This window comes from Kribbella antibiotica, assembly GCF_004349055.1.
GTDB lineage: Bacteria > Actinomycetota > Actinomycetes > Propionibacteriales > Kribbellaceae > Kribbella > Kribbella antibiotica.
This window is the reverse complement of record NZ_SMKX01000019.1, coordinates 69,886-89,590: the sequence shown is the minus strand read 5'-3', so window position 1 is coordinate 89,590 and position 19,705 is coordinate 69,886. Positions and strand designations below refer to the sequence as shown.

The window sequence follows — 19,705 nt, the reverse complement described above, 5'->3', positions numbered from 1 at the left end:
GTGGGAGCAGGGTGGGCCGGAGCTGCAGACGTTCGACAGCATGTTGAGTCAGTTCGCGGATCCGCAGCGGGCGCCGGAGCTGTTGCAGGTGCGGGAGCGGATGCGGTCGTGGCGGTTCTACGACCACCTGCGTACAGACACCGACGCGCCCGCCCGGCAGGCGCAGGTCGGCACGCGGACGCCGGTGCTGGGGCCGGAGGGGGCCGACCTGGCAGCGGCATTGCAGACGATCCTGGAGATGGGGCCTGCGGGCGCGGTCAAGGAGGCAGTGGATCAGGCGTTTCCCGGCAGCAGCGTGGAGATCCGCAACAACGAAGGGCGCTTCGAGCTTGCCTTCCGGCAGCACGGGTTGCTGCGGCCGCTGACCGGCGCGGAACTGTCGGACGGGACACTCAGATATCTGCTGTGGGTGGCTGCCTTGCTGACGCCGCGTCCGCCGGAGCTTCTGGTGCTGAACGAGCCTGAGACGAGTCTGCACCCGGATCTCTTGCCTGCGCTGGCGAATCTGGTCGTCACGGCAGCGAAGGAGACGCAGGTGATTGTCGTGACGCACTCGCGGCCATTCGTGGCGTCGATGGAAGCGCTGGCCGAGGACGTGCACACCATCGAGCTGATCAAGGAGCAGGGTGCCACGACGATCGCCGGGCAGGGGCCGCTCGACGAGCCGCCGTGGAAGTGGCCGACAAGGTGACGGCCACACACCAGGGGTTCAGCGAATGACGTCGTACACGAGCTTTTGGATGCCGTTCGAGTAGGACGCCTGGTCGACGAGCTTGAGGTTCTGCTTGTCCTTGTCGCTCGAGCTGAACAGGCGCTTGCCGGCGCCGAGCAGGACCGGGAAGACGAGCAGGCTGTAGCGGTCGATCAGACCCGCGTCGGCGAGGTTGCGGTTCAGGGTTGCGCTGCCGTGCAGGGCGATCGGCCCGCCGTCGGTCTCCTTGAGCGCCGCGACGTCGTCCAGGGTGCGCAGGATGGTGATCTCACCCCAGTTGTCGACCAGGTCGGCCTCCTGCAAAGATCCGGAGACGACGTACTTCGGCATCGCGTTGTAGCGAGGGAAGTCCGCGATCCCCGGCCACACCGGCGCGAACGCCTGGTAGCTGACCCGGCCCATCATCATCGCGGCCGCCTCGTCCTGCTCCTGCCCCTTCAGCTCGTACGCCGCCTCGTCCATCGCAACGTCCTTGAAAGTCCAACCGGAGTTCCGGTAGCCCGGCTCCCCACCCGGGGCCTCGACGACGCCGTCCAGGGAAACAAAAGCGGTGGTAATCAGGGTGCGCATCTTGCTACTCCTTCAAGAAGTGGTGCTGACATCACTGCGTCGACCAGCCTCTCCCGAAGACGACACCACTCCCGCAACCCCTACCGTGACCCCCGTCACATCAGCCGGACCGCTGGCAGTTTGGGGACAGGTGGGCTGTTGATGCACGGACAGTTGCGAGGCTGGTGCGATGAGAGCGGCGATGGGGTTGCTGGTGATCGTGGGCTGCGTGGCGCTGGCTGGATGCGCGTCCGAGCGAGACAAGCTGCTCGAGGCCGGAGACAAGTCTTGTACGGCGCTCAACGCGCGATTCGCCGGTGATTTGGCGTTCGGCGAGGGCGTCGGGATGAACGATCTCGCCAAGATGTCGGAGCGAGCGCGGCTGGCCGAGGAGCTTGCGGCCGAGGTCCGGAAGTTGCCTGCCGGGGAGACCGATCAGGCCGCGCTGAACAAGTGGCTGGACTCCTTGGCGTCGTGGGCCGAGGAGGAGCGCAAGCTCGCCGAAGCCATCAAGACCGCGAAGTTCGGGTCGGACATGGCCATCGCGATGCAGGTCACCATCCCGGACAGCGTGGCCAAAACCACGGCCGAGGCCGCATCCACGGTCGGGTTCACCACCTGCTCGCAGACCAAAGAATGGATGGCGTTCCCGAAGTAGCTACTTCACGGATTCGAAGCGGACCAGAACCACAGAGCCGGCGGCTGACAGCAGGAAGCCGAGCAGGGCTAAGGGCCACCAACCAGCCCGGACGGCGTCAGACAGTACGGCGACGCCGACGACGGCTGGGGTGATGGTCTGCAGGGCGATCATCGGGGTGGTGGCGAGGGTGACCGAGCCTCGTTGCAGGGCTAGCGAGTAGAGGATGAAGGCGAGAGCACCGCTCACCGGGAGCGTGTATGCCGTCGGACTGCGCAGCAACTCGCCGACAGAACCGTCCTGGAGCAGGCGCGCCGAGATCGCGACGCCCGCATACCCGAGACCCGAGAGCATGCCGAGCAGGGCGGTGGAGATGCCGTGCTGTGAGCGACTGGCCAGCGCCCCGAGCACAGCAATGAAGACCAGCCCGACAACGACGCCGATCGTCAAACCGTGGTGCTGAACGTTCGGCCCGGCCTCGCCCGAGGACACGGCTAGCAGGCCGAGACCGACGACGACGCCGATCACCGCGGACCATTCAACGAGACTCAGGTGATCCGACATCAGCCGGGTGGCGAGCAGCGCGGTGACGACGAGGCTGACGGCGATACCGGCCTGGGCCAGGTAGAGCGGCAGCAGCCGGAGGGCGACGAAGTGCAGACCGAAGCCGGCGAGCTGCAACGCCAGCGCACCGAGGAACGCGGGCTGGCGAAGCAGTGCGACGACGAAGGCGCCCAAGCGCCGCGGGTCGAGCTCGGACTGGGTCGGCACCTTCCGCGAGCCGACGGCCTGCAGGATCGAGGCGATGCCGAACAGAACGGCGGCACCGAGGGCGGCGCCGAGACCGAGGCCGAGGTTCAAGTCAGGCGGCCTTGCGGCGCGGTAGCCAGAACGTCATGTACAGACTGAGGACCGCGTAATACACCAGGTAGGCCAGCGAGATCGCGACCACGATCGGGCTCGGGTTCGGCATCTGCGACAGCAGGACGGCGTACGAGGCCAGCCAGATCGCGGTGGTCAGCAGGTTCATCGAGCGGAACTTCTTGGTCCGCGACGGATACACGTACTTGACCGGGACGAAGACCAGGATCGAGCAGATCACCAGGATGATGCCGGTGGTGGTCGGGCTGAGGCCGAGGACCACCACGTAGAAGGCGACCACGTTCCAGTACGACGGGAAGCCGAGGAAGAAGTGGTCGTCGGTCTTCGCGTCAGTGCGGCAGAACTGGTAGCTCGATGCGAGCAGCGGCAGTGCAGCCAGTACGGCGCCCCAGCCGCCGCCGGGGAGGTAGTGGCCGGTCCAGAGCAGCACGATCGGGGCGAACGCGTACGTCAGGTAGTCGACGATGTTGTCGAGCATCGCGCCGTCGAACCACGGGATCGTCTCCTTGACCCGTAGCCGGCGCGCGAGCATGCCGTCGGTGCCGTCGATGACGAGGGCGGCCAGCCCCAGCCAGAGGGCCCGGACGGCGTCGCCGTCGATGGCCGCGATGACGATCAGCAGCGCGAAAACGGTTCCGCTCGCGGTATAGGCGTGCAGCGCGAATCCGGCCAGACGCAACCGCGTCGACCCGACGAACGGCTCCCGCACCGCGTCGTGTGTGGTCAGGACTACTCCCAGAACTTGGTCGGCGCAGGGCGCCGGACCGGGTCGACACGACCCGGCCGCCGCCAGCGTCTCACAGTGCAGGTCCTGACCTTGTCACCGGCTGTGCGCACACGCCGAAGCCGGTGTGCGCAACCCAGCGAAACTACGCGACCGGCTCCAGCACGAAGAACGGCATCTTCCGCGTGGTCTTGGCCTTGTACTCCTCGTACGGCGGGTAGGCGGCGACCGCGAGCGGCCACCACTCGTCGTACTCCGCGCCGTCGATCTCGCGGGCGACGTAGTCCTTGGTCACCTCGCCGTCCTGCAGGGTGATGTTCGGGTCGGCCTTCAGGTTGTAGTACCAGACGGGGTTCTTCGGGGCGCCACCCTGGGACGCGACCGCGACGTACACACCGTCCCGCTCGACCCGCATCAGCGGGACCTTGCGGATCTTGCCGGACTTGGCGCCACGCATCGTCAGCAGGACGACCTTCAGGCCCATGATGTCGACGGCGTCGGTGCTCCCGGCCTCGGTGACCTTCTCAACCTGGTCGCGAACCCATTCGGACGCGCTCGGTACATATTCGTCATTGGTGGTCATGGCATCCATGTTAATGGTGACGCATCAACATCCACAATCACAGCGCGCCATCAAGGCGCACAGGACTGTAACTGGGTCGCGGTGGCGATCGTGCCCTCGATCCAGCGCCGCCGCAGGAAGTGCGCCTTCAGCAACCGGTGCACGCCGTCGAGTACGACCAGACGGCCGCGGTAGGCGACCAGGTTGATCGGGAAGTCCAGGTCGGCGTCCATCACCCGCTGGTAGTGCGGGCGGAAGTTCATCGGCGTCTCGGCGACCTGGTTCGGCGTGACCTTGAAGCGTTCGCCGTCGAGCCGCCACAACGGCAGCTCGAACATCCAGACCAGGTCCGCGACCTCGATCGGCTCGACCTTCAGAGCGAGCGCCCACAGCTTCTCGAGCTGCCACGTGGTCGGCGGAAAGACCTCACGCAGCTCGGCCGGCATCATCGCGACCAGGTCCTCGAACGAGACGTCCGGGGCACTCCGATCAGCAGCATCCATCACGACGACGCAGGCTACGCCATCAGGGGCCGAGAATCCGGCTAAGAATGCTCCAACCGGTGCACGATCACGATCGCCGAGTCGTCGCCCGGTCCCCCGGCCGTCGCGACCAGGTCGGCCGCGGCGCCCCGGAAGCCCTGTGCCACCAGGCGTTCCGCATGTCCGGTGAGCCGGTCGGTACCGCGCCCGATGTCACGCCGCGGCGTCTCGACCATCCCGTCGCTGTAGAGGAACAGCGCGTCGCCAGGCTTCAGTACGCCGTGATTCGGCGCGAACTCAGGCGCCTCCACCAACCCGAGCAGCGGCCCGTCCGCATCCCGCGTCTGCCACCGCCCCGACCACGCGTCGAACTGGATCGCCGGTGGGTGACCCGCCGTCCGGACGCAGAACTCCCCGGAACACAGGTTCACTGCGACATGGACGACGGTTGCGAAGTCGTCGGCCCAGTCCTGCCTGCGCAGATACCGGTTGGCCGCAGGCAAGAAATCCTCAACCGGTACGACGCCCAGCAAGCCGCCGAAGGCACCAGACAGCAACAGCGCCCGGGTGCCCGCATCGACACCCTTGCCCGAGACATCGACCAGCGCGACCTCGAGCAGGTTGTCGCGTTCGGTCGACACCACGAAATCACCGGAGAACTTCGACTTGCCGGCCGACTGGATCGCCACCTCTGCCCGCCACCCACTTGGCAACGGCGGCAGCTCGCCCTGCGCGGTCAGCGTGTCCCGCAACTCCATCAGCATCGACTCACCACGGGTCCCCGGCACCCCGAGCTGATTGCGCACCTTCGCGCCGGCGATGACGACCCAGCCGATCACTCCGAGCACCAGCACGAATCCGGTCGTCGGCGTCGGCTGCTCGCGCGACACGAGCACGAACGACGCGATCATCAACGTCAGCAGGGTGAGGACGACCAGTTGCCGGAAGCCCAGGACCAGCCCGCCGAGCAGGATCGGGATGACGAGCGAAGCAGCAGGCACATAGGTCGGCCAGGCCGCACTGAACGCGGCGAACAGCAAGGCCAAGGAGAGCAGCGCGAAGAAGGCCAGGGGGTGTAACCGGCGGGCACGGCGCAGCACCGCGACGACCAGGCGGCCGACGCGTCGTATGACAGCTCGACCGCTGCTCTTGATCATGGTGTGAAGAAGATAACGGCACCCCATGGTCCGCGCATCAAAAAACTTGATAACTGTTCAGACTTACTTTCTGGTGAGCCCCGTGCGCTGACACTTGGGGCACCAGAAAAGGTTGCGCCCGGCCAGGATCTCGGTCCGGACGACCGACTGGCAGACGTAGCACCGCTGGCCCTGGCGACGGTAGACATAGACCTCGCCGCCGTGGTCGTCCTGGCGTGGGTCGCGGCCCATGGCTTCGGGTGTGTGATCGTCGGCAACAGTGTCGATGCGGCCGGTCTCGACGCCGGTCTTCATCAGCTCGACGAGGTCGTCCCACATGCCTTGCCACTCACGCTTCTTGACCAGGTGGCCCGGTGTCATCGGGTGCAGCTTGGCCCGGAAGAGCACCTCGGCGCGATAGACGTTGCCGACGCCGCTCAACACGTCCTGTTCCATCAGCAGCCGTCCGATCGGCAGCTTGCTGCGATGAATCCGCTTCCAGGCGAGCTCCGGGTCCGCGTCGTCGCGCAGCGGGTCCGGTCCGAGCCGTCCGATCAGCACCTCGCGTTCGCCGTCGGTCAGCACCTCGCACACGGTCGCACCGCGCAGGTCGGCGTACGACGTGGCGTTCTGAAGCCGGAGGCGGACTTGGCCGACTGGTAGTGGCACAGGCGCCGTACCGAAGTTGACCTTGCCGATCAGTCCGAGGTGGATGTGCAGCCAGCCCGCTCCCTCGAAGTCGGCGAGAAAGTGCTTGCCGTGGGCCTCTGTTGCCCGCAGCACATGGCCGTCGAGCAGTGCGGCGCCGTCGGCGAACCGGCCCTGGGGACTGGTCGTGCGGACCGGCCTGCCGCCGAACGCATCCCAGACGTCGTTGGCCAGCCGGTGCAGCGTGTGACCTTCAGGCATGATTCCTCTTATGGGGATTACAGGTGGTACGCCGAAGGGCCGGTCCGGACCGGCCACACCGGCCGTGGTGGGCACCGGCCGGTCGATGCGGGCCCGCGACGTCTCCCGGCCGCGTGAGCCGTTCAAACGCCGCGGAGTCGTCCCGCCGGAGGAAGAGGCTCAGGAGAGCGGCGGTAGCTCGCCGGTCGACTCGTAGTCGCTGAGCATGTCGATGCGACGGGTGTGCCGCGCCTCGTCGGAGTAGTCGGTGGCCAGGAACGTCTCCACGAAGCTGGTCGCCTCCTCGGTCGAGTGCATCCGCGCCCCGACGCTCACAACGTTGGCGTTGTTGTGCTCGCGGCCGAGCTTGGCGGTGTCGGTGCTCCAGGCCAGCACGGCCCGAACACCCTTCACCTTGTTCGCCGCGATCTGCTCTCCGTTGCCGGAGCCACCGATCACGACGCCCAGGCTGCCCGGGTCCTCCACGACCCCGACACCAGCCCGCAGGCAGTACGGCGGGTAGTCGTCCACTGCGTCATACACGGCCGGGCCGTGGTCGACGACGTCGTGGCCGGCAGCAGTGAGGTGCTGCACCACGTGATTCTTAAGCTCGAAGCCGGCATGGTCAGAGCCGATGTGCACTCGCATGGGCTGCAATCTACTGATACACCGGAACGCCAGGCAGCTTGGGTGCACCCGACCCGACGTACACGGTGGTCACATAGCCGCCGTACTTCGGCAGATACGCCCACCAGTCGCTAGAGCGCGGCGGCACGTCGATGTGCTCGCCCAGGGTCTGCCCACTGACCAGAACCTCGACTCCGGGCGGCAGCATGCCCAGGATCCCGCAGGAGGTGTTCGGCGCCGTCCGGACGCGTACTCCCACGCCAGTGGTGGCCAGCCAGCTCCCACTGGTCCGCACGCCGCCCGGAACGATCAGAGCCCGGGTCAGCCGGGTCACGTCCGTGTACGCCTTCCCGTACTGCGTCCCGCGCGGATGCAGCGTGTAGACGGACACGATGCACCGGTCGTCCTTCCCGACGGTGCCCGTGGTGTGCAGTGCGTCGCTGGTCAGATCGAGGGTTTCGACCGGCTTCGAACGGTCGCTTCCGTAGCCGCTCGACCCGAAGAATCCGGACCAGCCCTGTTTGATGCTGAAATCAGGATCGAATACCGACGCGATGCCGAAGTACTGGTCGAAGCCGTCGGTGCCGTACCGGGTCGGCTCGTGCAGCTGGTTCATGATGTAGTGCCGGACCGGTGACGGGGCGTGGTCGAGGATGTATCGATAGATCCGGACCGTGTCGGCGGCGGTGATCGAAACGTAGCCCCAGAACCCCGGATGGGTGGCCGGCGGACCTTCGGTGTGGGTGAGTCCGAGCCGTCGCACCATCCGCTCGACGATCGCCGCGCCACCGTTGTGGTCCCAGTAGTAACTCGCGGCGTCGTCGTCGCTGCTGCGCAGCATCACCTCGAGCCTGGCCCGGTCCTCCGGCCCGACGATGTACGTCGGGCCGCGGTCCCAGAGCAGGTCGAGGACGATCAGCAGTTTCACCACCGAGGCGGAGCGGAACCGGTGATCGGCGTTGGACTCCTGGACGAACCGCCCGGTCTGGCGGTCGAACACGGCGATGCCGGCGGTCACACCGGCGGGGACGACATCGAGCTCAGTGCGCTCGTCACGTAACGTCATGTGATACCTACTCACCACTTGAAGAATTCCCGTTGGTGAGCAACCTTCACCGGCACGGGGGCTCAGTTCAAGCCTTGAACTCTGGACCGAAGCATTTTCGGCCCCAATGGATCAGTCGAACACGGGGTCGCGGTCGCGGCTTCGCTTGATCTCGAAAAAGCCGTCGGTACCGGCGACGAGCCGGACTCCGTCCCACAGTTTGCCGGCGGCCTCGCCCTTCGGCGCAGGCGTGACCACCGGACCGAAGAACGCGGTTCCCTCGACCGAGATGACCGGCGTACCGACCTCCATCCCGACCAGGTCCATGCCGGCGAAATGCGACTTGCGCAACGCCTCGTCGTACCGGTCGTCGGTGGCGGCTTCGAGCAGCGCCGCCGGCAGGCCGACCTCGGCCAGCGCCTCGGGCAGGACCGATTCGTCGGCGCCGCCACGGCCCTCGTTGTGGATCCGGCGGCCGAGCGCGGTGTAGAGCGGCAGCAGGACCTCGTTGCCGTGCGCCTGCTCAGCGGCGATCAGCACCCGGACCCGGCCGAGTTTGCGCAGCCAATTGGCGTCGTGTTCGTCACGTTCTTCGTTCAGGACAGCCAGGCTCATCACGTGCCAGGTCGTCTTCACGTCGCGGACCTGCTCGACCTCGAGCATCCAGCGGGACGTCATCCAGGCCCAGGGGCAGGCCGGGTCGAACCAAAAATCGGCGGAGGCAGTCATGTTCTCGATCATACAAACTTCAAAGAATCACCCCGGGGCCAGATACCGGCTTGGTATCCATCGATCGATGTCGCGGGGAAACCCTCAGCCAACGCAACCGTCAGCTGCATAGGATGCCGATATGCCTGGAACCAACCTGACGCGCGACGAGGCGCGGACCCGTGCGGGCGTGGTCGACAACGTCAGCTACGCGATCGAGCTCGACCTGACCACCGCCCCGAGTGGAGCGCCGACGTTTCCGTCCGTGACCACGATCACCTTCGCGGCCACCGACGGCGCGAGCACGTTCGCCGATCTGATCGCGGACACCGTCCACGAGATCACGCTGAACGGCCGGTCGCTCGACCCGGACACGGTGTACGACGGCGCCCGCATCCAGCTCGACGGTCTTGCCGCCGACAACGAGCTGCGCGTGGTCGCGGACTGTCTGTACTCGCGAACCGGCGAAGGGCTGCACCGCTCGGTCGACCCGGCCGACAAGGAGACCTACCTCTACACGCAGTTCGAGGTGCCGGACGCCCGCCGGGTCTTCGCCACCTTCGAGCAGCCCAACCTCAAGGCCCCTTTCACTTTCACCGTCTCCGCCCCGGCCCGCTGGGTCGTCATCTCGAACTCCCCCACCCCCGAGCCGACCACGTACGCCGGTCCTAGCGGCGAAGAGCTGGCCCGCTGGGAGTTCCCGCCGACCGAGCGGATGTCGACGTACATCACCGCTGTCGTCGCCGGTCCGTACCACGTGGTCACCGACTCCTACGAGGGCCCGAACGGGACCTACCCGCTGTCGCTGCTGTGCCGTCCGTCGCTCAAGGACGCACTGGACGCCGACGACCTGTTCGAGGTGACCAAGCAAGGTTTCGAGCTGTTCGAGAAGGCCTTCGGGGTTCCGTACCCGTTCCACAAGTACGACCAGGCCTTCGTGCCGGAGTACAACATGGGCGCGATGGAGAACGCCGGCTGTGTGACGATCCGGGACGAGTACATCTACCGCAGCCGCACCACGCACGCAGAGCTCGAGGGCCGCGCGAACACCGTGCTGCACGAGCTGGCGCACATGTGGTTCGGCGACCTGGTCACGATGACCTGGTGGGACGACCTGTGGCTGAACGAGTCCTTCGCCGAGTGGGCTTCGCACTGGGCGCAGGCCACCGCAACGACCAAGTACGCCGGTGCCTGGACGACGTTCTGCAACGCCCGCAAGAACTGGGCCTACCGGCAGGACCAGCTGCCCTCGACGCACCCGATCGCGGCCGACATGGTCGACTTCCACGCGGTCGAGGTGAACTTCGACGGCATCACCTACGCCAAGGGCGCATCCACGCTGCGGCAACTGGTGGCGTTCGTCGGTGAAGACACCTTCATCAGTGCACTGAAGGAGTACTTCGCCGATCACGCGTTCGGCAACACCGAGCTGGCCGACCTGCTCAAGCCGCTCGAGAAGGCCTCTGGCCGCGACCTCGACGACTGGACCGAGCGCTGGCTGCGGACCGCCGGCGTAAACACGCTGCGCGCTGACTTCGCTGTTGACGCCGATGGCAAGTTCACCTCGTTCGCGATCGAGCAGACCGCGGCCGAGCAGTTCCCGGTACTGCGTCCGCACCGGCTGGCCGTCGGTCTGTACCAGCTGACCGATGCGGGCCTGGTGCGCACCGAGCGGTTCGAGGTGGACATCGACGGTGCCCGCACCGAGCTGGCCGAGCTCGTCGGCGCCACACAGCCGGACTTCGTGCTGCTGAACGACGACGACCTCACCTACGCCAAGATCCGGCTGGACGAGCGCTCCCGCGCGACGCTGGTCGAGTCGATCGACCAGCTGGCCGAGTCGCTGCCGCGGGCGCTGGCCTGGGGTGCGGCCTGGGACATGACCCGGGACGCCGAGATGCCGGCCAGCCAGTACGTCGGCATGGTGCTGCGCGGGATCCGCGCCGAGAGCGACCTGACCGGTGTCCGCTCGCTGCTGACGCAGGCCACCAGCGCCATCAACCTGTACTCGGCTCCCGCGAACCGGGAGGCCCTGCGCGTCCAGTTCGAGGCGACCCTGGCAGAGCTGGTCGACAACGCCGAGGCCGGAAGCGACCACCAGCTCGCCTTCGCGCGCGCTTACGCCGGCTCGGTCTACTCCACCGCCGGTGCGGATCGGCTGGCTGCCTGGCTCGACGGGCGCGAGCTGCCCGCCGATCTGGCCGTCGACACCGACCTGCGCTGGACGCTGATCGTCGCACTGTCCCGGCTGGGCCGGATCGGTGCCGACGAGATCGAGGACGAGCTGACCCGCGACACCACCATCACCGGTGGCGAGCGGGCTGCGCAGGCCCGCGCTGCGCGACCGACGGCCGAGGCCAAGGAAGAGGCCTGGCAGATCGCGGTCGAGTCCGGGGACACCCCGAACGAGACACAGTTCCGGACCATCCTCGGCTTCCAGCAGCCCGGCCAGGAGGAGCTCCTGCGTCCGTACGTCGGCAAGTACCTGGCCGCGGCCAAGGACGTCTACACCCGCCTGGGTTCGTCGATGGGCGAGAACGTGCTGGTCAACCTGTCGCCGCGCATCCTGGCGGAGCAGCCGACTCTGGATGCCTTGACCGACTGGCTGGCCGCTGAGTCCGCATCCATCGACGCTCCGACCAAGCGCTACGTCTCAGAGGCTCAGGCCGACCTGAGCCGCGCTATCGCAGCACAGGTCGCTGACGCGAGCTGACCGCCTATTGAATGACAGCCGGTGCCCGGGCGGGGTAGAACAGAGCAGATGCCTGTTTCTGACCCCGCCCTGGCCGGTGCAGCAGCTGTAGCGCTGACTGGACTCGCTGAGGCGTACCGCCCGCGCCCTGTCATTCCCCTGCTCCCCTGGCACGACACCCACCGACTGGTGAAGCCGTACATCGTCACGGCCCGCGGCCGCCGGTGGGACGACCAGATGGTCGCCCTCGCCCGTACGGCGGCCGGTCGGCAGCTGGACTTCGACGATGCGATGGGCTCTGTCGGCCTGGCAGTCGTCGTACTGCACCTGGGTGAGGACAGCATCCATCTGGTGGTGCACAGCTGGACGAAGGACTTCCAGTCCCGGTTGAGCATGTTCAGCGGGATCGACGTGGACGACCTGCGCCCGATGCCGAGCGGGGTCGCACCCTGCGTGTGGGAGCTCGAAGTGCTCAGCCACGAGCGATCGGCGTACGTGACTCACATCCTGAGCGGTGGTGTCGATGTGGACGCCTGGCTGGACGATGCGCTCGACACTCGGCCCCAACCAGACGCACAGGCCATACCCAGCGGCATCTGACCCAGCGGCACCTGACGAACGCGACCTGTAGCCATCAAACGATTGCTCGTCAGCACAGGGTGAACGGATGTGCACGGACCGCAATTCCCTTGTCCAGAAGGAGATTCTCACCACCTGAAGAACACTCATTTCCCCCCGGAATCGGTTTAGGCTCACGGACTAGAGACCTGGGGAGGGGTCCTTTTACCGTGACATCACATCGCCGCAAGAAGAAGCCGGAGCGTTCGCGCACCGCAGTCGGGGCCGCCATCGTGGCCACCGCTGCGATCGCAGGGGTGTCCGCCTTCATCCTGACTCAGGGCGGTTCCAAGCCGTCCACCGCCGACAGCGTCCGGGCGGCCGCCGTACCGGAGAAGGCTGCGACTACGCCGACGCCGAGTGCTCATCCGACAGTTGCCTCCAAGGCCGACCGGAAGCCGCCGGCCAACCACACTGTCGCCAAGCCGACCACATCGGCGCCCATCGACACCGGCCCGACCTCCCCGGTCTTCAAGCGGGGACAGTGGATCGCAGTGCTCGACAAGTACACGTCCGACACCGGTCTGGACGCCAGTCAGACCGCGCAGAAGGCCGCCGCAAAGATCGCCGCAGCAGGTGTCCCGGCCAAGGCCATGCTGGTCAACGGCCAGTACCCCGGCTTCGCCAACAGCAGCGGCGAGCCAGTTCTGGACACCTGGGTCGTCTACCTCGGTCCCGGGCCGTCGTCGGCTCAGATGCTCGATCTGTGTTCGGCACCCAAGACCCAGCGCGCCTACAGCAACCTGGCCTGCCCTACCTACGAACCAGCAGGCTGATCGGTCGCCAAGCGCGCATGCAGGTGTGAGTTATGCCGCTCGCCGCTCACCTCGACGTAGTAGTCCCGCATGATCCCCTCCAGCTGAAACCCAGCCCGGACGGCGACTCGGCAGGAGCCTTCGTTGACCAGAGCATGGTCGAGGGAGATGCGGTGCAGCCCCAGACCGGCCGGAGCGAAGGCCCAGCTCACAGCAGCATCGAGAGCCCTGGCAGCGAGTCCACGGCCGCGAGCGGCCGGGCTGATCCAGTAGGCGGCGACCGCCTGGTCAGGGACGCGATGCACATCCCGCAGCGTGACACTGCCGAGCACACGGTCGCTTGAGCGGTCCGCAACAGCGAACACGGCATTGCCGCGCGACCAGGAGTCCAGACGCGGCTCCAGCCAACGCCAGGCCCGCTGACTCGCGGGGGTGCGGATCACCGCAGTCCCCGCGGTCCAGCGCAGTACAGCTGGATCCTGCAGCGCTTCAGCCACCGCCTCCTCATCCGAGGCTACGAACGGACGCAGTACGGCGTCGTCCAGCTCGATGCGATGCGGCTGCAGCCCCTTGACCACTACTGCTTGTGGGGCTCGTTGGCGTGCAGCAGAGGCGCCTGGTGTGCGTTGGTACCCAACTGCTGCACACCGGTCACCAGCCCGCCGGTGAGGTCACCAGTGGCGAACGACGTCTGCATCGTCAGCGCGGCCAGACCGGCTGCGGTGTCGGACAGCTGCCGCTTCGCCTCGGCGCCGGTGACGATCTCCAGCCGACGGCCGGCCGGGTCGACGTACACCAGCACGGTGTGGTCCGGGTCCTCAAGCTCGTTCAGGAGCTCTTGGGCGAACGGACGGGTCTCGGAGTCCGCACCACCGACGTACACGGAGAAGCGCAGGCCGGACGCCTCCTCGGCGTGCCGGACCGCCCTCTCGATGTCGTAGAGCTGGTCGGGCGTGAACGCGTCACCAACTGGCACTTGCGCCTCCGGTCGTGCGGGCGACGCCGGATCCGGCGGTCGCGAGGGTTCCCGGTGCGGCGGGCAGCTCGGGCAGGCTGGCAGGGTCGGGCTTGGTGGCGGCCGGTCCGTTGATCCAGACCGGCGGTGCCCACCAGGACAGACCAGGCCGGTACCGCGGCCCGCTCGCGATCGAGGACGCGAACACCAGCAGCGCGATCGCCGCGATGACCAGTGCAGGTATGCCGACGAACACCAACAGCGTGTGGCCGGTCAGCTCAGGAATCACACCCGCAGCCTAGTACTCCACCGGCCGCGCTCGCCCCAGGGCCTCACCTGGGGCGAGCACGAACACCGGCAAGCCGTCAGCAGCCGCCGCAGTTGTGGTACGTGATGTCCCAGTGATTGCCCTCGTCGGCATAGACATTGCCGGCACCGGACTCCCACTGCGGAGCGCCGTCACCCCGGACGCCGATGTAGGTGAAGGTGTTGCGGATGTAGTTGCCGACGCAGGTGTACTTGGAGATGTCGACCTTGTAGCCGTTGCGGTGACTGTAGGTTCCGCTCGCGTGACCGGTCTCGGTGCCACCGGTGATGTTCACAGCACACCCACTGGACTGCTTGAGCGTGCGGACGCCGTACACGGTCGTGTCGTTGATGTTGGTGAACGACGTACAGGTCGAGTTGTTCCAGTCCGAGCAGTTACCGCTGGACGACCAGGTAATGCCGGCCGCACTGAAGATGGCGGTCGCTTGGGAATGCGTCATCTTGGTGACTGCGGAGGCCTGTTCGACCACCACCACAGCCGGCAGCAATCCGGCCAGTACGGCGACCACCGGAACCAGGGCGCGACGAAAATTCATGGGGACACTCCTTGAAATAGGGGCGGTTATTTCAAGGAGTGCAATGCCCAGGAAAGTTATTTACCAAACCTGCCAGTGGATCAGAAGTTAACATCCGAACACTGGTAAAAGGCGTTCCCCGTGTCGGCGATGGTCCAGACCGACAGGATCATGTGCCGACCGCTCTTACCGCCCGGCAGGGTGCCGGAGTGCGAGATGTCGGCCGGCGGGCGGCCGCTGAAGGGAACGGTCAGGAACGGGTTCAATTCGAGCGCTCCGCGGGTCAGTGGAGCGTTCGAGTTCCAGCCGTTCTTGGTGATGTAGTACCTGAAGTCGGTCGTCGAGTGCATCGCAGTGAAGTGCCACTTGAAGGTGTAGCTCTGTCCTGACCGCAGGTTGTTGGTCGGCCAGCCACCGCCACGCTGGTCGTCGAGCGGGGCGAATGCCCCGATGCCGGCCGAGCAGAGCTTGCCGTCCGCGGGACCACCGTTCGGGAAGCCCTTCGGCCCCTCGACGCTCTGCGGCTCCCACTGGATGTTGCCGCAGTTCTGCGCAGTGCCGGCCTGGCAGTACTTGGCTCGGCTGATCGGTGCGTTGGTCCAGCCGTGTGCGCTGGCCGTGGGGACCGATGTGCTGAACGTCAGTGCCAGGGCACCAACAGCAACACCGGCCATGCTGACTTTGCGTGATCGCAGCATGAGATAACTCCTTCAACTGTGGGGGCGGTGACAGTGAAGGAAGGCGCCTTCGTGGTGACCAATAGAAAACAACTCTTCAAATCTATTGTCAACAACTCGTGACCACAGAAACACGGAAAGACAGAAAAGCTAGATTGTCAGTGCCCCGATCAGGCGGCGCAGGCGGAGATTGTTGGGTAAATCCTCAACGAGAACTGGTTCGCCGTCGGGGCCGCCGAGCGGGACCCGCCAGTTGGGGTACTCGTCCGTCGTCCCGGGCTGATTCTGGGTACGACGCTCACCCACCGCATCCGCGAGGGCGACTCCGACCAGTTTCGATGGAGTGTGAGCGACGTACTGGTGGAGCGCCTCGACGATGCGCTCTACGTCGCCGTCGGTGTAGCGGAGCAGGTGGCGCTCGCGCAGCGCGGTCAGCCACGCGTCCCGGTCCGCCTCGTCGACAGCAAGCTCTTCGGCGACCGGACGGGTCAGCAGACCGAGCCGGTTGCGCAGCTCGACGTGGTCGCCGGCCAGGTAGCCCGCAGTCGGCGGCAGGTCGTGCGTGGTGACAGTGGCCAGGCACAGCTCGCGCCAGAGCTCTGGCGCGAGCGGCTTGCCGTCTACTCCCCGCTCGAACCACAGGACCGACGTACCGAGCACGCCGCGCTCGCTGAGGTAGTCGCGCACCCACGGCTCGACAGTGCCGAGGTCCTCCCCCACCACCGTCACTCCGGCGCGGGTGGCCTCCAGCACGAGGATGCCGATCAGCGCCTCGTGGTCATAGCGGACATAGGTGCCCTCGGTCGGGCGCTCCGGCGACGTGACCCACCACAGCCGGAACATGCCGAGGATGTGGTCGATCCGCAGCCCACCACCGTGGCGCATGACTGCGCGGACCAGATCGCGCCAAGCGGCGTACCCGGTCTCAGCCAGTGCGTCCGGCCGCCAGGGCGGCTGCGACCAGTCCTGTCCCTGCTGGTTGAAAGCGTCCGGCGGCGCTCCGACATGGATGCCCTGCGCCAGCACATGCTGCAGCGCCCAGGCGTCCGCACCATCGGGGTGTACGCCGACTGCCAGGTCATGGACGATGCCCAGTGACATACCGGCCGTTTTGGCTCTGGCCTGCGTCCGGGCGAGCTGGTCGTCCACCTGCCACTGCAGCCAGCAGTGGAACTCCACCGCGTCCGGGTTCTCGTTGCGGAACGCAGTGACCGCCGGGCTGGTCGGGGTCCGCAGTTCCTCAGGCCACTTGCTCCACTCCGGCCCGTGGACGTCGGAGATCGCTGCCCAGGTGGCGAAGTCGACGAGCCCCTGGCCCTCACGGTCGCAGTACGCGCCGTACTCGGCGATGCGCCCTATCGAAGGCCGCACACCGAACAGCAACTGCAGTGCCTCGCGCTTGGCCGCCCACACCGTGTCACGGTCCAGAGCGTTCGCATCCTCACTCAGAGCGCGCGCCTGCAGGCTGAGCGTCCGGACCCGATCACGTTCAGCCGGTGCGAGATCGCCGTACTCGTCGATGTCTTCGATGCGCAGGTAGATCGGGTTACCGAAGCGCCGCGACGCCGGCAGGTACGGCGAAGGCTCCATCCGCCCAGCCAGCTCGGCGGCATGCAGCGGGTTGATCAGCACGAACCCGGCACCCAGGTCGTTGGCCGACCAGGCGGCCAGATCGGCGAGGTCGTGCAGGTCTCCGATCCCCCACGAGCGGCGCGAGCGAACGGAGTACAGCTGCAGCACCCAGCCCCAGGTGCGGTTCAGCTTCTCCGGCTCCAGCTTGCTCGGCGTGACGATCAGCGTGCCGCACGAGATCTCCGGACTGCTACCGATCCGCGCACACAGCCGGTGGTAGCCGAGCGGCAGATCCCCAGGCAGCTGGTACGTCGCCTCGCCGATCTGCACGCCGTCGATCCACTCGGGCTCGACCCAGTGCTCCTGTTGCGGGATGTCCCGGCGTTGGCCGCCATCCTCCAGGTCGACCCACACCTCGGCGGTCGAACCATGCGGCAGGTGCACGGCGAACCATGGCGTCCAGCCGGCACGCATCACCACAGTGGCCGGCAGCGTCCGCCGCCAGCGCGCCTGCTGATGGTCATCGAGAGCTGCGGCAGCCTTCTCCGGCGTGGACGCATCCACACCGAGTGCTGCGAGCACAGTGGAGACAACCTCGCTGGCGACGATCACGTGCTCGCCTTGCCAGTTCCAGTACTCCGTCGCCACACCATGGGCAACCGCTAGCTCAACAAGGGCTGGGGTGGGAGCAGTCACCTCAGCGAGTCTGCCGCATCAGGGCCGCTCGTGTGTAACCGCAGCGCCGTGTCAGTCCGCTGCGCGTCTGCGGCTTAGGAGCAGTACGGCGAACAGGAGCGCCACGCTGGCCACTACGAGGCCTATTGCGACCCCTGCGACGTTGTCGGTGAGCTGGTAGAGCGCAGTCGGCCAGATGACCAGCAGGATCGAGCATCCGACCACCGCGTACACCGATGTTCGCCGCCGCCCATAGGCAACCAGCAGCGCAGCCGGACCGGCCGTTCCGACGGCCAGCGCCATGATCTCGCCGCGGTCCTGGATCAGCCAGCAGATCGAGGAGCTGAACATCGCAGCGCCGGCCAGTGACCACGCGGTCGCCTGGTCCCGGACCAGCCCGAGCATGGCCAGCACGAACGCGACCAGAATGAACCCGGTCCCGGCGATCCCCGCGGAGTTCGAGGCCGACCCGTCCTCCGGGGTCAGCACGTCGGCGGTGATCACCAGGACACCGACCGCCAGGATGCTGAACGTTGCCACCAGCAACGATGATCCGGCCAGCCACCACAGTCCGAGGCAGGCGAGCGTGAGCGCAACGGCGACCCCGACGACACGGCCAGTCTCCCCCTCGATGGCGACGTACGTCGCGAAACCGGTCACACAGCAGCCGAGGGAGGCCAGCGCCGAGGCGAGCTGGTCGCGGCGGCGGACGAGCTTCAAAAGCACCGCTGCGCCGAGCAGGACGACCGCAGCGACGCTCCCGGTGCTGATCCGGGCCGCGCGGCCCATCTCGCCCCAGTTGGCGAGCGTGAGCAACGCCACGGCGCCGAGCAGGAGCACACCACCGACGTACCCGAGGACCTCGACCAGTGCGTTCGAGTGCGGCGCGGCCGGTGGCGTCCGCGGTTTTGGCGGCGGGGCCGCCGGAAGCTCGGACTGCTGGCGCGCGGCAGCAGTCCGCGCAGCGTCCACCTCGGCATCAGCCGCATCCCGGAGCGATTCCGCCTGATACTGGCGCAGCACGCCCGCGCTCACGAGCCTGAGCAGCTCGTCATCCAAGCGGCTGGGCATGCGATCGTCTCTCCCTTGTGAAAGGTCACTAAGATCGGGCGGCGATGACACCTATTCTGACCAGTTACCTTACGTCCGCGTTCAGTCACCCCCTGCTTGCCCTGCCGATGGAGCTCCCAACCTTCTTCCGGTGGGGTAACGACGGCAAACTCGAACTGACCGACGAGATCATCACCGTGCCCGCGCGAATCATCGCGCTGGTCATCGGTTTCTTCGTGCTGCGCTGGATCCTGCACAAGGCGATCCGCCGGTTCGCCCGTCGTACCGGCAACGGGACGGTCGCCGGCGTGCTGTCGAAATCGAGGCTCGGCCAGGACTTCGTCGAGAACAACCTGGCGACCGAGCGCCGGACCCAGCGCGCCGAAACCATCGCTTCCTTGCTCAGCAGTGTCGTGACGATCATGCTCACCGCGGTCCTGGTGGTGATGCTGCTGGCCGAGCTCGGCTTCGACATCATGCCGGTGCTGGCCACCGGAAGCATCCTCGGCGTCGCGCTCGGCTTCGGCGCCCAGACGCTGGTCAAGGACTTCCTGGCCGGTGTCTTCATGATCTTCGAGGACCAGTACGGCGTCGGTGACCTGATCGACATGGAGAAGGCGACCGGCACGGTGATCGCGGTCGGCCTGCGGATCACCACGCTGCGCGGTGAGGACGGCACCACCTGGTACGTCCGGAACGGCGAGGTCCTGCGGATCGGCAACCTGACCACCCGCGACCCACAGTCGGCCGCGCCCTCAGGCGTCGGCAGCGGCACCGAGAAGGCCGAAGACCCCACTCACCTTCCGACGGAATAGCACAGAATTCATCATCACAGATCTTGACCGAACCACCACGGCGAGTCATCATCGGCAGTAATTAGGAAACCTTCCTAACCAAATTCGGATCCAACTCAACCG

General features: G+C 66.8%; 24 protein-coding genes. 7 read left to right on the top strand and 17 right to left on the bottom strand.

Translation table 11 applies throughout. From position 1 onward, the window contains the following. Positions 1 to 691, top strand: a 691-nt coding sequence (locus E1263_RS09390) for an AAA family ATPase (RefSeq protein ID WP_165956554.1), incomplete at its 5' end; no start/stop codon positions are given. Between the two features lie 18 nt (positions 692 to 709). Here E1263_RS09390 and E1263_RS09385 read toward each other — a convergent pair. Then, positions 710 to 1,282: a dihydrofolate reductase family protein gene (locus E1263_RS09385; RefSeq protein WP_132166806.1), complete on the bottom strand. Its 573-nt coding sequence runs from the start codon at positions 1,280 to 1,282 to the stop codon at positions 710 to 712. A gap of 169 nt (positions 1,283 to 1,451) precedes the next feature. Between E1263_RS09385 and E1263_RS09380 the strand changes: the two genes are divergently transcribed. Beyond that, positions 1,452 to 1,919 (top strand): hypothetical protein, encoded by a 468-nt coding sequence (locus E1263_RS09380; protein WP_132166805.1) that lies wholly within the window; start codon positions 1,452 to 1,454, stop codon positions 1,917 to 1,919. Here the strand turns inward: E1263_RS09380 and E1263_RS09375 are convergent, their stop codons facing one another. The 6 genes from E1263_RS09375 to E1263_RS09350 all read right to left on the bottom strand — a co-directional run bounded on the left by E1263_RS09375 (position 1,920) and on the right by E1263_RS09350 (position 6,593). Further along, positions 1,920 to 2,759: a hypothetical protein gene (locus E1263_RS09375; protein ID WP_132166804.1), complete on the bottom strand. Its 840-nt coding sequence runs from the start codon at positions 2,757 to 2,759 to the stop codon at positions 1,920 to 1,922. 1 nt (position 2,760) lies between these two features. Further along, positions 2,761 to 3,489: a CDP-alcohol phosphatidyltransferase family protein gene (locus E1263_RS09370; RefSeq protein WP_132166803.1), complete on the bottom strand. Its 729-nt coding sequence runs from the start codon at positions 3,487 to 3,489 to the stop codon at positions 2,761 to 2,763. Positions 3,490 to 3,649: 160 nt separating this feature from the next. Further along, positions 3,650 to 4,087 carry a nitroreductase family deazaflavin-dependent oxidoreductase gene (locus tag E1263_RS09365; protein ID WP_132166802.1) on the bottom strand — a complete coding sequence of 146 codons (438 nt, stop codon included), beginning with the start codon at positions 4,085 to 4,087 and terminating at the stop codon, positions 3,650 to 3,652. 50 nt (positions 4,088 to 4,137) lie between these two features. Next, a complete protein-coding gene (locus E1263_RS09360; RefSeq protein ID WP_132166814.1) occupies positions 4,138 to 4,569 on the bottom strand; it encodes a hypothetical protein in 432 nt (143 codons plus the stop codon). A 41-nt stretch (positions 4,570 to 4,610) separates the two neighbouring features. Then, the gene (locus tag E1263_RS09355; RefSeq protein ID WP_132166801.1) at positions 4,611 to 5,705 is read right to left on the bottom strand and encodes a PP2C family protein-serine/threonine phosphatase; all 1,095 of its coding nucleotides are present in this window, start codon (positions 5,703 to 5,705) and stop codon (positions 4,611 to 4,613) included. A gap of 63 nt (positions 5,706 to 5,768) precedes the next feature. Beyond that, positions 5,769 to 6,593 carry an Fpg/Nei family DNA glycosylase gene (locus tag E1263_RS09350; RefSeq protein ID WP_132166800.1) on the bottom strand — a complete coding sequence of 275 codons (825 nt, stop codon included), beginning with the start codon at positions 6,591 to 6,593 and terminating at the stop codon, positions 5,769 to 5,771. A 10-nt stretch (positions 6,594 to 6,603) separates the two neighbouring features. Between E1263_RS09350 and E1263_RS09345 the strand changes: the two genes are divergently transcribed. Then, the gene (locus tag E1263_RS09345; protein ID WP_132166799.1) at positions 6,604 to 6,789 is read left to right on the top strand and encodes a hypothetical protein; all 186 of its coding nucleotides are present in this window, start codon (positions 6,604 to 6,606) and stop codon (positions 6,787 to 6,789) included. Here the strand turns inward: E1263_RS09345 and E1263_RS09340 are convergent. The 3 genes from E1263_RS09340 to E1263_RS09330 form a co-directional block, all read right to left on the bottom strand. Next, positions 6,753 to 7,220: a ribose-5-phosphate isomerase gene (locus E1263_RS09340; protein WP_132166798.1), complete on the bottom strand. Its 468-nt coding sequence runs from the start codon at positions 7,218 to 7,220 to the stop codon at positions 6,753 to 6,755. The genes E1263_RS09345 and E1263_RS09340 overlap by 37 nt on opposite strands. A 10-nt stretch (positions 7,221 to 7,230) precedes the next feature. Beyond that, on the bottom strand, positions 7,231 to 8,265 hold the full coding sequence (locus E1263_RS09335) for a D-alanyl-D-alanine carboxypeptidase family protein (RefSeq protein WP_132166797.1): 1,035 nt from the start codon (positions 8,263 to 8,265) through the stop codon (positions 7,231 to 7,233). A 111-nt stretch (positions 8,266 to 8,376) separates the two neighbouring features. After that, positions 8,377 to 8,973, bottom strand: coding sequence for a mycothiol-dependent nitroreductase Rv2466c family protein (locus E1263_RS09330; protein WP_272949654.1), 597 nt, complete (start codon positions 8,971 to 8,973; stop codon positions 8,377 to 8,379). A gap of 121 nt (positions 8,974 to 9,094) precedes the next feature. Here E1263_RS09330 and pepN point away from each other — a divergent pair, with 121 nt between their 5' ends. From pepN to E1263_RS09315, 3 genes are all read left to right on the top strand, one after another. Then, the gene (gene pepN / locus E1263_RS09325; RefSeq protein ID WP_132166795.1) at positions 9,095 to 11,665 is read left to right on the top strand and encodes an aminopeptidase N; all 2,571 of its coding nucleotides are present in this window, start codon (positions 9,095 to 9,097) and stop codon (positions 11,663 to 11,665) included. Between the two features lie 48 nt (positions 11,666 to 11,713). Further along, positions 11,714 to 12,244, top strand: coding sequence for a hypothetical protein (locus E1263_RS09320; protein WP_132166794.1), 531 nt, complete (start codon positions 11,714 to 11,716; stop codon positions 12,242 to 12,244). A 188-nt stretch (positions 12,245 to 12,432) separates the two neighbouring features. Then, complete coding sequence (locus E1263_RS09315) at positions 12,433 to 13,038, top strand: hypothetical protein (protein WP_132166793.1); 606 nt, start codon at positions 12,433 to 12,435, stop codon at positions 13,036 to 13,038. On the opposite strand, the gene E1263_RS09310 is transcribed toward E1263_RS09315, so the two are convergent. The 7 genes from E1263_RS09310 to E1263_RS09280 form a co-directional block, all read right to left on the bottom strand. Further along, entirely contained in the window at positions 13,020 to 13,595 is a 576-nt protein-coding gene (locus E1263_RS09310; protein WP_132166792.1) for a GNAT family N-acetyltransferase, read from the bottom strand. The genes E1263_RS09315 and E1263_RS09310 overlap by 19 nt on opposite strands. Continuing rightward, positions 13,595 to 13,993: a DUF5130 family protein gene (locus E1263_RS09305; RefSeq protein ID WP_132166791.1), complete on the bottom strand. Its 399-nt coding sequence runs from the start codon at positions 13,991 to 13,993 to the stop codon at positions 13,595 to 13,597. The genes E1263_RS09310 and E1263_RS09305 overlap by 1 nt, the downstream gene beginning before the upstream one ends. Beyond that, the gene (gene ctaJ, locus E1263_RS09300) at positions 13,980 to 14,261 is read right to left on the bottom strand and encodes an aa3-type cytochrome oxidase subunit CtaJ (RefSeq protein ID WP_132166790.1); all 282 of its coding nucleotides are present in this window, start codon (positions 14,259 to 14,261) and stop codon (positions 13,980 to 13,982) included. The genes E1263_RS09305 and ctaJ overlap by 14 nt, the downstream gene beginning before the upstream one ends. Before the next feature lie 76 nt (positions 14,262 to 14,337). After that, a complete protein-coding gene (locus tag E1263_RS09295; RefSeq protein ID WP_132166789.1) occupies positions 14,338 to 14,835 on the bottom strand; it encodes a hypothetical protein in 498 nt (165 codons plus the stop codon). An 80-nt stretch (positions 14,836 to 14,915) separates the two neighbouring features. Next, entirely contained in the window at positions 14,916 to 15,512 is a 597-nt protein-coding gene (locus E1263_RS09290; RefSeq protein WP_202868799.1) for a lytic polysaccharide monooxygenase auxiliary activity family 9 protein, read from the bottom strand. Between the two features lie 129 nt (positions 15,513 to 15,641). Then, a complete protein-coding gene (gene malQ / locus E1263_RS09285; protein WP_132166788.1) occupies positions 15,642 to 17,759 on the bottom strand; it encodes a 4-alpha-glucanotransferase in 2,118 nt (705 codons plus the stop codon). A gap of 51 nt (positions 17,760 to 17,810) precedes the next feature. Further along, complete coding sequence (locus E1263_RS09280; protein WP_132166787.1) at positions 17,811 to 18,809, bottom strand: DUF2157 domain-containing protein; 999 nt, start codon at positions 18,807 to 18,809, stop codon at positions 17,811 to 17,813. A 44-nt stretch (positions 18,810 to 18,853) separates the two neighbouring features. On the opposite strand from E1263_RS09280, the gene E1263_RS09275 reads away from it, so the two are divergent. Further along, positions 18,854 to 19,603, top strand: coding sequence for a mechanosensitive ion channel family protein (locus tag E1263_RS09275; RefSeq protein ID WP_132166786.1), 750 nt, complete (start codon positions 18,854 to 18,856; stop codon positions 19,601 to 19,603). Positions 19,604 to 19,705: the final 102 nt, after the last annotated feature.